The 13,746-nt window shown below is 57.3% G+C and carries 13 protein-coding genes; 9 read left to right on the top strand and 4 right to left on the bottom strand.

What is annotated here, in order from left to right; genetic code table 11:
• Nucleotides 1–56 precede the first annotated feature (56 nt).
• Both ACZ5Q2_RS17865 and ACZ5Q2_RS17860 read right to left on the bottom strand, forming a co-directional pair.
• Nucleotides 57–1,859 (bottom strand): ABC transporter ATP-binding protein, encoded by a 1,803-nt coding sequence (locus ACZ5Q2_RS17865; protein ID WP_061333354.1) that lies wholly within the window; start codon nt 1,857–1,859, stop codon nt 57–59.
• An 84-nt stretch (nt 1,860–1,943) separates the two neighbouring features.
• On the bottom strand, nt 1,944–2,396 hold the full coding sequence (locus tag ACZ5Q2_RS17860; protein ID WP_061333353.1) for a YaiI/YqxD family protein: 453 nt from the start codon (nt 2,394–2,396) through the stop codon (nt 1,944–1,946).
• A gap of 307 nt (nt 2,397–2,703) precedes the next feature.
• On the opposite strand from ACZ5Q2_RS17860, the gene ACZ5Q2_RS17855 reads away from it, so the two are divergent.
• Genes ACZ5Q2_RS17855 through ACZ5Q2_RS17845 form a run of 3 tightly spaced genes read left to right on the top strand, consistent with a single transcriptional unit; the run spans nt 2,704 to nt 4,166 of the window.
• Nucleotides 2,704–3,243, top strand: a complete 540-nt coding sequence (locus ACZ5Q2_RS17855; protein ID WP_374787271.1) for a histidine phosphatase family protein — start codon at nt 2,704–2,706, stop codon at nt 3,241–3,243.
• A 40-nt stretch (nt 3,244–3,283) separates the two neighbouring features.
• Complete coding sequence (locus tag ACZ5Q2_RS17850) at nt 3,284–3,622, top strand: zinc ribbon domain-containing protein YjdM (protein ID WP_061333351.1); 339 nt, start codon at nt 3,284–3,286, stop codon at nt 3,620–3,622.
• A 34-nt stretch (nt 3,623–3,656) separates the two neighbouring features.
• Nucleotides 3,657–4,166 carry a phosphate-starvation-inducible PsiE family protein gene (locus tag ACZ5Q2_RS17845; protein ID WP_061333350.1) on the top strand — a complete coding sequence of 170 codons (510 nt, stop codon included), beginning with the start codon at nt 3,657–3,659 and terminating at the stop codon, nt 4,164–4,166.
• A 91-nt stretch (nt 4,167–4,257) separates the two neighbouring features.
• Here the strand turns inward: ACZ5Q2_RS17845 and ACZ5Q2_RS17840 are convergent, their stop codons facing one another.
• Nucleotides 4,258–4,977, bottom strand: coding sequence for a tellurite resistance TerB family protein (locus ACZ5Q2_RS17840; RefSeq protein ID WP_061333349.1), 720 nt, complete (start codon nt 4,975–4,977; stop codon nt 4,258–4,260).
• A 250-nt stretch (nt 4,978–5,227) separates the two neighbouring features.
• Here ACZ5Q2_RS17840 and pdhA point away from each other — a divergent pair, with 250 nt between their 5' ends.
• From pdhA to ltrA, 5 genes are all read left to right on the top strand, one after another.
• Nucleotides 5,228–6,307 carry a pyruvate dehydrogenase (acetyl-transferring) E1 component subunit alpha gene (gene pdhA, locus ACZ5Q2_RS17835; RefSeq protein ID WP_061333348.1) on the top strand — a complete coding sequence of 360 codons (1,080 nt, stop codon included), beginning with the start codon at nt 5,228–5,230 and terminating at the stop codon, nt 6,305–6,307.
• Nucleotides 6,304–7,308, top strand: coding sequence for an alpha-ketoacid dehydrogenase subunit beta (locus ACZ5Q2_RS17830; protein WP_061333347.1), 1,005 nt, complete (start codon nt 6,304–6,306; stop codon nt 7,306–7,308). Before pdhA ends, ACZ5Q2_RS17830 begins: the two co-directional genes overlap by 4 nt.
• A gap of 10 nt (nt 7,309–7,318) precedes the next feature.
• Nucleotides 7,319–8,443, top strand: a complete 1,125-nt coding sequence (locus ACZ5Q2_RS17825) for a dihydrolipoamide acetyltransferase family protein (RefSeq protein WP_061333346.1) — start codon at nt 7,319–7,321, stop codon at nt 8,441–8,443.
• 114 nt (nt 8,444–8,557) lie between these two features.
• A complete protein-coding gene (locus ACZ5Q2_RS17820) occupies nt 8,558–9,055 on the top strand; it encodes a copper chaperone PCu(A)C (protein WP_061333345.1) in 498 nt (165 codons plus the stop codon).
• 461 nt (nt 9,056–9,516) lie between these two features.
• Complete coding sequence (gene ltrA, locus ACZ5Q2_RS17815) at nt 9,517–10,845, top strand: group II intron reverse transcriptase/maturase (RefSeq protein WP_230716002.1); 1,329 nt, start codon at nt 9,517–9,519, stop codon at nt 10,843–10,845.
• A 136-nt stretch (nt 10,846–10,981) separates the two neighbouring features.
• Here the strand turns inward: ltrA and ACZ5Q2_RS17810 are convergent, their stop codons facing one another.
• Nucleotides 10,982–12,709, bottom strand: coding sequence for an alkyl sulfatase dimerization domain-containing protein (locus ACZ5Q2_RS17810; RefSeq protein ID WP_061333344.1), 1,728 nt, complete (start codon nt 12,707–12,709; stop codon nt 10,982–10,984).
• An 83-nt stretch (nt 12,710–12,792) separates the two neighbouring features.
• Here ACZ5Q2_RS17810 and ACZ5Q2_RS17805 point away from each other — a divergent pair, with 83 nt between their 5' ends.
• Entirely contained in the window at nt 12,793–13,746 is a 954-nt protein-coding gene (locus ACZ5Q2_RS17805) for an arsenic resistance protein (protein WP_432210620.1), read from the top strand.

Below are 13,746 nucleotides of genomic sequence, written 5' to 3'. Positions count from 1 at the left end.
TCTCCCTTGGCTTTGGTGGGCAGGATAATCTAAATGCGAATTACTATCAATGTATGTCAGGTGTCAGCATTGTTCACCTGGCCGGTTTGAACGCGCCATTGCGCAGCGTAGGCGCCGTTTAGCGCCAGCAGTGTCTTGTGGTCGCCTTGTTCGACCACCTGGCCTCCGTCGATCACCGCGATGTTGTCCGCGTCAACAATGGTCGACAATCGGTGGGCGATCATGATCACGGTTCGGTTGTGGCCAATGCGCCGGAGCGAACGCTGAATTGCCGCTTCGGTTTCGTTGTCCACGGCGCTGGTGGCTTCATCGAGTACCAGAACCGGAGGATCTTTCAGCAGCGCACGGGCCAGAGACAGTCTTTGGCGCTGGCCGCCGGAGAGGCGTACCCCGCGTTCGCCAACCGGAGTATCCAGGCCCTGGGGTAACTGGCTGATGAACGACCAGGCCTCTGCTGTTCGGGCCGCTTCGATAATCTCTTCATCGGTGGCGTCGGGCTTACCGTAGGCCAGATTGTCGCGAATGCTGCCTTCAAACAGGTAGACATCCTGGCTGACCAGACCGATGGCGTCCCGCAGGGATTTCAGGCTCACGTTCCGAATAGCCTGACCATCCAGGCGGATCTCGCCGTGGGTGGGGTCATAGAATCGCAACAGCAGTTTGATCAGGGTTGATTTGCCAGAGCCGGTTGCGCCCACCAAGGCCAGGGTATTGCCGGCGGGTACCTCCAGGCTGATGTCGTTAACACCAGCACCGCTACTGGCATAGTGAAAGCCCACCTGGTCAAACGCCACGCTGCCCTGAACCGGTTGTTCAAGGTCTTTGCCAGCCTGGTCCCGAACGTTGACCGGTTCTGCCAGCAGATCGAGAATTCGTCGGGTGCTGGCCATGGCGCGCTCGAACAGGTCAATAACCTCAGCGAGGCCCGTCAGGGGCCAGAGCAGGCGTTGGGTCAGGAATACCAGCACGCCGTAGGCACCGACGTTGAGGTCGCCGTTCAATGCCATCATGCCACCGACTGTAAAGGTCGCCAGAAATCCGGCGAGAATGGCCATGCGAATCACGGGTATGAACGCTGAACTGATACGGATGGCTTGTCGGTTGGCCTCCACATAGGCCTCGCTGGCCTGTTTCAGTCGGCGAGCTTCACGCAGTTCCGCGGTAAAGCTTTTGATGGTGGCAATACCGCCGAGGTTATTGGCAAGACGGCTGGACAAATCACCAACTTTCTCGCGCACATCGGCGTACAGCGGCCCGGCTTTACGCTGGAAATAGAAGGCGCCCCAGATAATCAGGGGGATCGGTGTAAACGCCAGCAGGGCAATCAGCGGGGATAACACAAAGAACACGGCACCCACCGCGACCACAGTGACCACCACCTGAATCATGGCGTTGGCACCCCCATCGAGAAAACGCTCAAGCTGGTTAACGTCGTCATTCATGGTGGCAACCAGCTGCCCGGAGCTTCGAGCTTCAAAGAAGCTCATATCCAGACGCTGGGCGTGCTCATAGGCGTCTTGCCGAAGATCCGACTGCAGGCGTTGGGCCAGATTGCGCCAGAGGATCTGGTACAGGTATTCGAACAGGGATTCGCCCGCCCAGATGAAAAAGGTCAGTACCGCCAGGATGGTGATCTGTTGCTGGGCGGTCTCAAACCCAAGCCGGGCGACAAAGCTCTGTTCCTGGTTCACAACCACATCGATGGCCACGCCAATCAGGATTTCGGGGGCAATATCAAACAGTTTGTTGATGACGGAGCAGGTGGTGGCGGCGATGATCCGCCGACGATAACCCCGGGCATAACGCAACAGGCGGCCGAGTGCCGCAAAGCTGCTGGTGTGTTGGCTGCTTGTGGCCATGTTCCGCTTCCTTCTCGCCGTGGCTGATCTCACTGAAGGCGGGAAGGTTAGCGGATTTTTGACTGAGTTAAAATAGAATCATTATCACCTTCGGCCGTTGCGTTGCAGCCAGCGGTCCAGTTGATCGGCGAATTCTTTGCGGTCTGCCTGGCCGAAGGGGGCGGGCCCGCCGGTGACTTGCCCGGCGTTGCGCATCTCTTCCATGAAGTTTCTCATGGCCAGGCGCTGGCGGATGTTTTCCTTGGTGAAGGCCTGGCCTCTGGGGTTAAAAACGTCGGCGCCGTTTTCGATGGCTTCAGCAGCCAGGGGGATATCCTGGGTGATGACCAGGTCGCCTTTGGTCATCTGGTCCATGATTTCGTTGTCGGCGACGTCAAAGCCTTGGGGTACCTGGCGGCGGCTGATGTAAGGGCTCGGCGGCAGGGTGATGGCGTGGTTGGCGATGAAGGTGGTCTGGATTTGCCAGCGGGTGGCGGCGCGGCAGAGAATTTCCCGGATGGGGACGGGGCAGGCGTCGGCGTCGACCCAGATTGGCATTTTGGTGTTCCTTTGTTGGCTTGTCGTTGGTGCATTTTAACCGTTCATCAGGTGAGCTTGTTAGTTTTGGGCCGCGTATTTGTCTCTATGCCGTCTAGGGTTCCGGTGCCTGTGTCATTGGGTGCCGCTTTCCAAAAACCGCTACGAGCACATCCATGTGCGCTTCTCTCAGGCCATCCATGGCCTTCGAAATTTTTGGAAAGCGGCCCCCAATGACACCGATCTGACAGCTCGGATGCCTCCGCGGTTTGGCAATTAAATCGAAAGATGAGGGAACGCGATGAACGTTCTGATTTTGGGATTGTTAATGCTCTTATCGTTGTTGTCTCTGCAATCAGAGGCAGCCGAGAGCGAAGCCTGGACTGCCCTCGCGGAGGGCCGGGCGGTTCTGATGATGCGACACGCTCTTGCGCCAGGCACGGGCGATCCCGGCGGGTTTGACCTGGAGGATTGCAGCACACAGCGCAATCTCAATTCGGTTGGGCGGGAGCAAGCGCGTTCGTGGAAGCCGTTTCTGGAGTCTCGGGGTATTGCCGAGGCCAGGGTGTTTTCCAGTCAGTGGTGTCGGTGTCTGGATACGGCTCGGGAAATGGAGATGGGTGAGGTGACGGGGTGGCCGGCGTTGAATTCGTTTTTTCGGAATCGAGGTGATGGCGATACCCAAACGCGGCAAACGATTGCGTTGGTGAATGAGCTTGAGCCGGGGGCGGCGGTGATTTTGGTGTCGCATCAGGTGAATGTGACGGCGCTGACCGGGGTTTTTCCGGCTTCCAATGAGGGTGTGATTCTGGCGTTGCCGCTGTCGGAGAATCCGACGGTTCTGGCGAGGGTGTCTCCCGGGCGGTAGTGGTATAATTCTGTGCTCATTTAATTAACAGGAAATGATAATGTCTCAATTGCCCCCATGCCCCCAATGCAATTCTGAATACACCTATGAAGATGGCGTTCAGCTGGTTTGCCCCGAGTGCGGGCATGAGTGGACCGCGGCGGAACAGGCTGAGGCCGAGGCCGGTAAGGTGGTTCGGGATTCCAACGGTAATGAACTTCAGGATGGTGATACGGTCACTGTGATCAAGGACTTGAAGGTTAAGGGGTCCAGTCTGGTGGTTAAGGTAGGCACCAAGGTCAAGAACATTCGCCTGGTGGATGGCGATCACGATATTGATTGCAAGATTGACGGTGTTGGTGCTATAAAACTCAAGTCGGAGTTTGTGAAGAAAGCCTGATTCCCGTCGTCATCGGCAGCACAGGAGCGGTGCCATGGTGGATAAAGAAAAGGACGTTTTGCCGGAGCAATCTGCCCGGAATCATGAACTTCATCAGGAGCTGCCGATTGATTTCCCCGACCCTTTCTTCCGGGGGCTGCACCGGGTTATTCGCTTTGCCATAAGGGTGCTCGCGGTGCTGATGGTGGCGGTAATCCTGTGGGGCGTGGGTGATGTAGTGTATATCATTTACGAACGCCTGCTGACGCCACCTTTTCTGCTGTTGGATATCAACGATATCTTCTTCACCTTCGGTGCCTTCATGGCGGTGCTGATTGCGGTGGAGATTTTCATCAACATCCGGCTTTATTTGGGCACCAATGTGTTCCCGGTTCAGCTGGTGGTTGCTACGGCACTGATGGCGATTTCCCGGAAGGTCATTGTTCTGGATTTCGATACGCTTACTCCCATGTACCTGCTGGGTATTGCCGCAACCACGCTGGCTCTGGGTATCACATACTGGTTGCTCAGCCGAAAGAATTCTGGTGAACACTGGCACGACTAAGTTATATGCCAAGTACTTGATGTGTTCGATATCGGGTAGAAACAGGCTTCTGCCCAGATTCCCTAAGCCTGTCTCTTTTAACCGCGGATAGTTAGGCCTCTAAAGCCTGCACCTGCTGTTCCAGCTCCTTAGCCAGACGGGGGTCGAGCTTCAGGGCTGCGGCGAGTTGGTCAAGCCAGGCCCGCTCCATTGGGTTCTGGTCGTTGATCATCACCGCGCTGACGACATAGATTTCACGGCTTGCTTGTGGCGAATCGGAGTTTCTGGCGAGGGCTTGCGCATCCAGGGGGCCGTCAAACTGTTGCTGAATCCAGGCGTGTAATTCGTCGTCTGGTCCTAATTTCTCGATTTCCTGAGTGAGCAAAGCCCGTTCATTGGCGTCTATGTGGCCATCGGCCCTGGCGGCCATGATCATGGCCTGGAGTATTTCCAGTCCTCGCCTCTCCTGGTCAGCACCTTGAAGCTGTTCCAGAGGTCGCCCTTGTTGGGTGGGCGCTTGTTGCGGTACCCCCTGGGCGTTGTTCTGATAATTTTGGTAAGCCTTGTAAGCCAGCGCGCCAACGCCAGCCAGGGCCCCGTATTTGAGCGCAGTGCCTCCCATTTTCCTGCCGCGTTTAGAACCCAGCATCAGGCCCAGGGCGCCGCCGCCCAACAGGCTTTTCACGTCAACCCCGCTGCTGCCACCTTTGCTGCCAGAAAGCTGGTTGCCTAAACCTCCCATGAGGCCCTTTACATCCATTCCGCCGCCGCTCTGGGATTGGCCACCCTGAGCCTGACCCATGATCTGATTCAGTACCGACATGACATTCATTACTCATCTCCTGATGACGTTGTTGCCCGTGGCTTGTTGGTTGATTGTAGCTTCAGTAAACCATGACCAACAAGAACCGGGGGTGAACGTATTGTCAGGCGCCCGCCGGTAAAGTTCCTTTGATCATTCGTGGACCTTCGACTAAACCTTAAACAGAGTGCCAACCACCCCAACGCTGCCGCTGCCCGCCACAAGCAGGTTGTCTGTGCAGCCAGGCTTTTATCCCGAGGCCGGGGGACAGGAGGATGGAATGAGACGAATCCACGAATTCCATGTGGATAGCACCCGCTATCTGGATGACCACGGCAGACCACTTGCGGAACTGCCACCGCAGGCCGAGAACATTGACAGAGTGTTGGATGCCTATCGAAATATGGTGCTGACACGCACCTTCGATGCCAAAGCCATTGCGCTGCAACGCACTGGAAAATGCGGTACCTATCCGTCTGTGCTGGGGCACGAGGTGGTGGGCACAGCCATTGGTCAGAGCATGGCGAAATCTGACGTGTTCGTGCCCTATTACCGGGATCAGGCTAGTCATATTTTGCGGGGCGTGAGCCTGACTGAATTGCTGCTTTACTGGGGTGGCGATGAGCGTGGAAGCGCCTGGAAGAATTGCCCGGAAGACCTACCAATATCCGTGCCGATTGCCACCCAATGTTGTCATGCGATGGGCGTGGCGGCGGCCATGAAGATCCGGGATCAGAGCCGGGCTGTGGTGTGTTGTATTGGTGATGGAGGCACATCAAAAGGCGACTTTCTGGAGAGCATTAATCTGGCCGGTGCCTGGCATTTGCCCGTTGTATTTGTAGTGATCAATAACCAATGGGCGATTTCCACGCCGCGTAGCCTGCAAAGCGGCGCGGAGACCATTGCGCAGAAAGCCATCAGCGCCGGATTGCCGGGCCACATTGTCGATGGTAACGACTATTTTGCGGCGGTTGAAGCCATGGATGCTGCCATTGAGCGGGCCCATGCGGGCAAAGGTGCGACGGTGATTGAAGCCGTTACCTATCGCCTGGGCGATCACACCACCGCCGATGATGCTACCCGCTACCGAACCGCGGAGGATCTCAAACGTGCCTGGGAAAAAGATGGCATCAAGCGCTTGCAAAACTGGTTGCATGACAACGCTTTGTGGAGCCCGGATCAAGAAAAAGCCCTGCAGGCTGAGTGCAAGCAAACCGTAGAAAAGGCCGTTGAATCCTACCTGGCCACCGAGGCCGAGCCGCCCACTGTCATGCTGGATTATCTGTTTGAAGCCCTCCCCGCCGCGCTGCAACAACAGCGTGAGCAGATTGCCACTAAATACCGGGAAGGTGACGTATGAGCAAGGCGCAGGTTGTTGGATATACAAGAGATGTCACTCTGGTGGAAGCCGTCAATATGGCCTTGCACCGGGCGATGGCAGATGATGCTAACGTGGTGGTGCTGGGCGAAGATATTGCCACCAATGGTGGCGTGTTCCGGGCCACCGTTGGTCTGAAAGAAGCGTTTGGCTTCAAGCGGGTGATGGATACACCCCTGGCGGAAAACCTGATTGCCGGTACGGCTATCGGTATGGCCACACAGGGTCTGAGGCCGGTGGCGGAGTTTCAGTTTATGGGCTTTATCTACGCTGGCATGGAGCAGATCGTCAGCCACGCCGCCCGCATGCGTAATCGCACCCGCGGCCGCCTGCATTGCCCACTGGTGTTTCGGGCACCGTTCGGTGGCGGTATCCATGCCCCCGAGCATCATTCGGAAAGCACCGAAGCCCTGTTTGCCCACATCCCCGGCCTGCGAGTGGTCATTCCAAGTTCCCCGCAACGGGCGTATGGCCTTTTGCTGGCGGCCATCCGCAATCCGGACCCGGTGATCTTTCTGGAGCCCAAGCGTATCTACCGGGCAGTGACCCAGAGCGTGGAGGACAACGGTGAGGCGCTACCGTTGGATACTTGCTTCACCCTGCGCGAAGGCGATGACGTCACCCTCATCACCTGGGGCGCCTGTGTGCAGGAAACCTTGCTTGCTGCCGACAAGCTGGCGGAGCAGGGCGTCAGCTGCGAGGTGATCGACGTCGCCACCGTCAGCCCCCTGGACCGGGAAACCCTGCTGTGCTCGGTGGCCAAAACCGGCCGTGCGGTGATCGTTCACGAAGCCTGCCGCAACGGCGGTGTTGGTGCCGAAGTAGCGGCTTCAATCGCCGAAGGCGCCTTCCTGGACCTTCAGGCCCCGGTGGTGCGAGTCACCGGTTACGACACCATCATGCCTTACTACCGAAACGAGCAGTACTACCTGCCCCAGGTAGAAGACATCGTTAAAGCCGTCGAACAGGTGATCGCGCTCTAGGAGGATAACCATGAAAAACTTCAAACTCCCAGACCTGGGCGAAGGCCTCCCCGAAGCCGAAATCGTCGAATGGCACATCAAGGTGGGTGACACGGTGGATGTGGACCAGGTACTGGTCAGCGTCGAAACCGCCAAAGCCATCGTTGAAGTGCCGTCGCCCCAGGCCGGTACCATTGCCAAACTTTATGGCGAGCCCGGGGACATCATTCACACCGGCGAACCCTTGCTGGCTTTTGAAGGAGAGGGTGACGACACAGGCACTGTGGTGGGGGAACTGAAATCATCCGGAAAAGGCGATGGCAACGGCGCGCAGCAAGATCAGTTTATCGTCGGTGCGGCCCCTTCCAGCAAGCGGGCCCGGGCCAATCGCGCCACACCCGGAGTGCGTGCACTGGCAGAACGACTGGGGGTTGGCCTGGAATCCATCAAGGGCAGCGGCCCGGGTGGCCTGATCACCACTGACGACGTGCACAAACAGGCCAGCCACCAGAAACAACTGGGCGACGCCGCCCCCCTGCGCGGCACCCGTCGCACCATGGCCAAGAACATGGCGTTGTCCCACGCCCAGGTAGTGCCGGTGTCTATCTTTGAGGACGTGGATATCGGTGACTGGAAAAAGGGCACCGACATCACCATGCGCCTGGTGCAGGCCATCGGCAAGGCCTGCGAAGCTGTGCCGGAACTGAATTGCTGGTTTGATGGCGACAACCTGAGCCGGCAACTCCTGAACGAGGTGCATGTGGGCATCGCCGTAGACACTGCGGACGGCCTGTTTGTGCCGGTGTTGCGGGACATTACCCATCGTAGCCAGAAGGACCTGCGCCAGGGCCTGGAGAACCTGCGCGAGGCGGTAGCCACCCGCAAGATACCGCCGAGAGAGATGCAGGGCGCCACCATTACCCTGTCCAATTTCGGAACCATGACCGGCCAGTACGCCAACCCTATTGTCAGCCCGCCACAAGTGGCCATCGTGGGGGCTGGGCGAATCCGGGATAAGGTTGTGCCACATAACGGCACTGCGACCATTCGTCGCATCCTGCCGCTGTCGCTTACCTTCGACCATCGGGCGGCAACCGGCGGGGAAGCCTCGCGGTTTCTGGGGGCGATGGTCCAGGCCCTGAATAACGCATCGTGACCAGCCAACACTATTTGATGAAAACGGGTTAAAACACACTTGCCATCACGGCAAGTGATGGCAACACTTACTTCGAAAAGACTTCAAGACCACATAACAACAGAGTTAGTACCCATGAAACGCACACATTTATTCAACGTCGGCCTCCTGTTGGCTGCCGCGACACTGGCTGCTCCTGTCCTGGCTCACGATTACAGCCAGGGCGACATTCACATAGAGCACCCCTGGAGCCGACCAACCCCCCCGGGCACGCCCATGGGCGTGGGTTACATGATCATTAGTAATCACGGCAATCAGGATGTCACCCTCACCAGTGCCCAATCACCCCGGGCGGGTAACGTGTCGATCCACGAAACCCACATGCACGACGGAGTGATGCGCATGAGCCCTGTCAAAGGCGGGCTGGTGATTCCCGCCGGGGAGACCGTTGAGTTGAAACCTCACAGCTACCATCTGATGTTGGAACAGCTCACCCAGCCATTGGCGGAGGGTGAGTTCATTCCTGTGGAATTGGCTTTTGACGGTGCTGAGGGCATGGCCGTAGAGCTGGAGGTGCATCCCCTGGACGGCAAAGAAAAGGCAATGGACCATTCCGGGATGCATCATCACTGACTTTACGCCACGCTCGTGTGTCATGACGAAAGACTTCAGTCTTTCTTGCTGTACTCAAGATGAGGGAAGGCCCCTCGGTCTCGGTGACCAGACACCGGGATCAAACCGCCCTGTGCGGCTTGCATTAAGAGTGCGGGTCGTGAGCGACATGGGAAAAGGCCGTCAAGAGCGGTCAGGTACGTACCCAAGGAGATGAACGAAAGTGAACCGCCGATAAGGGGTCGAAATGTAGACAGATGTTGTCAGAACCGGGGACCGAGCGTCTCCCCGGGATGAGCTGTGACGTGAGCTGGCACAACGGACACAGCGGCAGCCGGTCTTGAGGCGGCATGACCTGGGTACAGGCTTGAGTATGGAACATGAGAACCTGTCGTCCTGATGTTAAGGGAGAAGCACAAGTGGAGATCCCACGAGGCGAGAGTACCGATGCAGGACACAGGGACGGATTGGCCCGTAGTAGTGTGGAAACACCTGTAATGGGTGTGGAGCGAAGGGGGCAAGTTATCCCGTCGGATCTAGATGGCCAACCGAATTCCGGGAGGAGCCGTCAGGGTCAGGCAAAACCATTTACCATCCCGAAGGCCTTGGTCTATCAGGCCTACAAGCGGGTTCGAGCCAACAAAGGTAGCGCCGGGGTAGATCATCAGAGTCTGGAAGACTTTGATGGTGACCTCAGCAATAACCTTTACAAGCTTTGGAACCGTTTGTCCTCAGGAAGCTATCATCCACCACCGGTTTTGCGCGTGGAGATCGAAAAGGCGGATGGGGCAACCCGTCGTCTCGGCATCCCAACGGTTGCCGACCGCATTGCGCAGATGGTGGTCAAGCTGCTGATTGAACCGGAACTGGAACAACACTTCCACCCGGACTCTTACGGCTACCGCCCGGGAAAGTCAGCGCACGATGCGCTGAAACAGACTCAGGCCCGGTGCTGGAAGAAAGCCTGGGTGCTGGATATGGACATTCAAGGCTTCTTCGACAACATCGACCACAACCTATTAATTAAGGCCGTGGATCGTCATGTGACCGAGGACTGGCAGAAGCTGTACATCCGGCGCTGGCTAAGCGCGCCGGTTCAGTTGGCGGATGGTTCCGTGGAGGAACGCGATCGGGGCACGCCGCAAGGCGGTGTGATCAGTCCCTTACTGGCAAACCTGTTCCTGCACTACGTCTTTGATCGCTGGGTGGAGAAGCGCTGGGGTGGCATCCAGTTCGAACGCTATGCGGACGATATCGTATGCCATTGTTCCAGTGAACGGGAAGCTCAAGCACTGAAATCGGTCCTTGAGGCACGATTCACAGCGTGTGGCTTGACGCTCCATCCCCGCAAGACAAAGATTGTGTATTGTAAGAGCGAGTACAACCGGCGGGACTACCCGGAGATCGCGTTTGATTTTCTGGGTTACACCTTCCGACCGCGGCTGATCCGCAACCGGTTGGGACAAAAGAAAGTCTACTTCACGGCGGCCATCAGCCAGAGTGCAGCGAAAGAGATCCGCAAGCAGATCAACGAGTGGCCCTGGAAATGGTGGCGACAGAAAGAACTCGGGCAGTTCGCTCGATTCTGTCAGTCCCGCCTCCGAGGCTGGATGCAGTACTATAGCCTGTTTGGCCGCAGTTACATTCGGAATGTGCTGTTTCATTTCGATCTGAGGTTGAGCCGGTGGGCATTAGGGAAGTATCGGAAACTCAGAGGTCTGTTACAGGCTGCCCGGAGAGTGAATGGACTGCGTCGGCGACGGCCGGATCTATTTGCGCACTGGGCAGGATCAAGGGCAGTGGTTGGATAACAAGAGCCGTATGAATCGAGAGGTTCACGTACGGTTCTGTGAGAGGCTTTGGGGGTGGTTCCCAGGGCCTACTCGACCAGGTAAATGGTACCTGCCTCTGTCTGCGGTGACCTGGTGGTTACTGTTCTGCGTTGAATCAGGTTTCCAGATTCGGCTCAAACAGCTGAATAAACCGGGTAAAGCCAATCCGTCCCCCTTTGACATACTCAAAATCCGACAGAATGGCCAATGCGGGGTTGCGGATGCCGGCAAGCATCCGCTTGAAGTCGAGGCTGTCAATGCGCACATGGATGCTGGCATCTTCCGAGACGCCCTTCCGGAGTTCTGACGCGCCACCTCTCACCGTGAGCGTGAAGCTCTGCTCCAGGTCGGGAAACTCAAACACGACGGATTGATAGATGTCCCATGCGGCTTCACCTTCAAGGTTGACACTCATACCGTCGAAGAAGGCCCTGATGGGAATGCCTTCAAGCATCGTATCGTTGGGAGTTACCGCCATCAGTGGCAGGATGATGTCGCCCGCCAATTCGGCGGCGGAGGTCAGGTAGTAATGGCGGGCTCCGGGATTGGTTTCGGCTGACGCCAGGGCATGCAAGGCGAGAATGCGATGCTCTGTGGCGGCCTGGTGTTCCGGACTCAGCCGCAGCACATAGTCCGTCAGCTCCAGCACCCATTGATGGTCTTCGTTACTGGCAGCCTTCTCCACAGCAGTCATCAATGCATCTTCACCGCCGGCCAGTTGGGCCATGCGCTTGGCTTTTTCTCCGGGTGGCGTAGGGTGCAGGTTGCTGGGGTTGCCATCGAACCAGCCAAGTGTTCCGCCAAAGACCATACGGGCAGACCACTCCGGTTTGCCATAAAACTCCTGCAGGAACGGGGACCGCGCCAGGCGGGGCGGCAGGCGGATTTCATGGGCAATGTCATCAGGGGTTTTGCCGGCATTCATCATTCGGATGGTCTGATCATAAACGTAGCGAATAGCATCCCGGTAGTCGGTCAGGTGCTTGCGGATCTCCGCTTTGCCTGTCACCGGGCGTGAGTGGCCGGGTACCAAATATTCCGGCTCCAGATCCCTCATCCTTTCCAGGCTGTCAGCCCAGGTTTTCGGGTCGCGGTAGCTGGTGCCGCGAATGGTGTAGAGGTTGGGAAAGGCGCGGTAGAAGTTGTCGCCCGGCAGCAGCACTTTCTGTTTTGGTAGCCACACCACCACCTGGTCGTCGGTCTCGCCAGGTGCGTGCTTGAGTATCATCTCCACACCGCCTACGGTAATGCTCAGCTCGTCTTGAAAGGTCTGAGTCGGTCGCAGAATCTGCAGGGTGCTGTGTTCCTGTAAATCCACAAAGGGGCCGATACCCACATTGGTTCGGTCGGCATCGGGCAGCCGGCTGCCGTACATACGAAAAGAACGCTGGGTGATGATGGGCTGGAGTACACTCACGGTCTGGTCGACTGCTTTCTCCAGAGAGTGGTGAGCATAAATTTCGACCGGGTCGCCGTTGTTGATAAAAGCTGGCGCCCCATGGATATGGTCTGGATGCGAGTGGGTATAGATAATGGCCCGCACTGGCTTGTCAGTGATTGCCCTGAAGCGCTTGGCGATTCGTTCCGCCGCTTCCAGGGATTCCATGGTGTCGACAATCGTGACGGCATCATCGCCTTCGATCATGATGGAATTGGCGATGCCGAAGCCAACGGCAACGTAAACGCCGTCGGTGACTTCAATCACGTCTTCCCGGAATTCTTCGCCATGGCGGTCAAGCGCTTCGGGTGTCAGGGTTCCGGATGCCGGCGGCCTGTCGGTGCCGGAAGGGCTGCAGGCGGAAATCAGGAGGACGCTCAGTAACAGGAAGGCGATGCGGGGCATGGTGAGATCCTTAATGTTGTTGTTTCTGGTAGCGCACATGAGTGTTGCACTGATCGTGACTGTTGAACCAGGAGGCTTTACTGTTGGCCCGTGAAGTGATGGAAGAGTATCAGGTCTTTATCTATCTGATGGCTATCTGCCTGGGCCTTTTGGTGGGAGTGTGGGTGCCCGACCTTGGTGGGCGTCTGGAATGGATTCTTTGGCCTCTACTGGGCTCTTTGCTCTACGCGACTTTTACCCAGGTGCCTCTGATGCGCCTGCGGGATGCGTTTACAGCGCCTCGATATATGTTCGCGGCGGTGATTGGCAACTTTCTTTTGCTACCGTGCATCGTCTGGGGATTAATGGCGCTTGGCCCGGCTATTCCAGCTCTCCAGTTGGGTCTGTTGCTGGTCTTGTTGGTGCCCTGTACTGACTGGTTTATCACCTTTACCCATCTGGGGGGCGGTGACACCAGAAGTGCCATTGCGTTCACGCCCATTAGCCTTTTGCTCCAGCTGCTGCTGTTGCCATTTTACGTGTGGTTGTTCCTGGGCACAGAGATCACCGCCAGTGTGGCCCAGCAGGAGTTGATACTGGCATTCGTCGGGTTGATGGTCGCGCCCTTGATTGCGGCTTATCTGACGGAAACCTGGGTGGCGCGGAGCAAAAACCGGCAATCTGTTGTGATAGCTCTTGGTTGGCTGCCGGTACCGTTGTTGGCCCTGGTGGTCTTCTGTATTGCAGCCGCGCAAGTGAATCTGGTCTTGGCGTCGGTTGGAATTCTTCCCTGGCTATTGCTGCTCTTTGCCGCATTCTTGCTGGCTGCCGGGATGTTGTCGGTGGTCGTCGCCAGGGTTGCGCGGTTACCGGTCAAGCAGGGCAGGGTGTTGGCGTTCAGCTTTGGCAGCCGGAATTCGTTTGTCGTCCTCCCACTGGCGCTGTCATTACCCGCCTCGTATGAGCTGGCCGTCGTTGTGGTGGTGTTTCAATCCCTGGTGGAGCTTTTCGGGATGGCTTTTTTCCTGTGGTGGGTTCCCAAGAAGCTCCACCGTTAA

The organism is Marinobacter alkaliphilus (assembly GCF_055394375.1).
The sequence above is the reverse complement of the archived record's forward strand: the minus strand, read 5'-3'. Positions and strand labels throughout refer to the sequence as shown.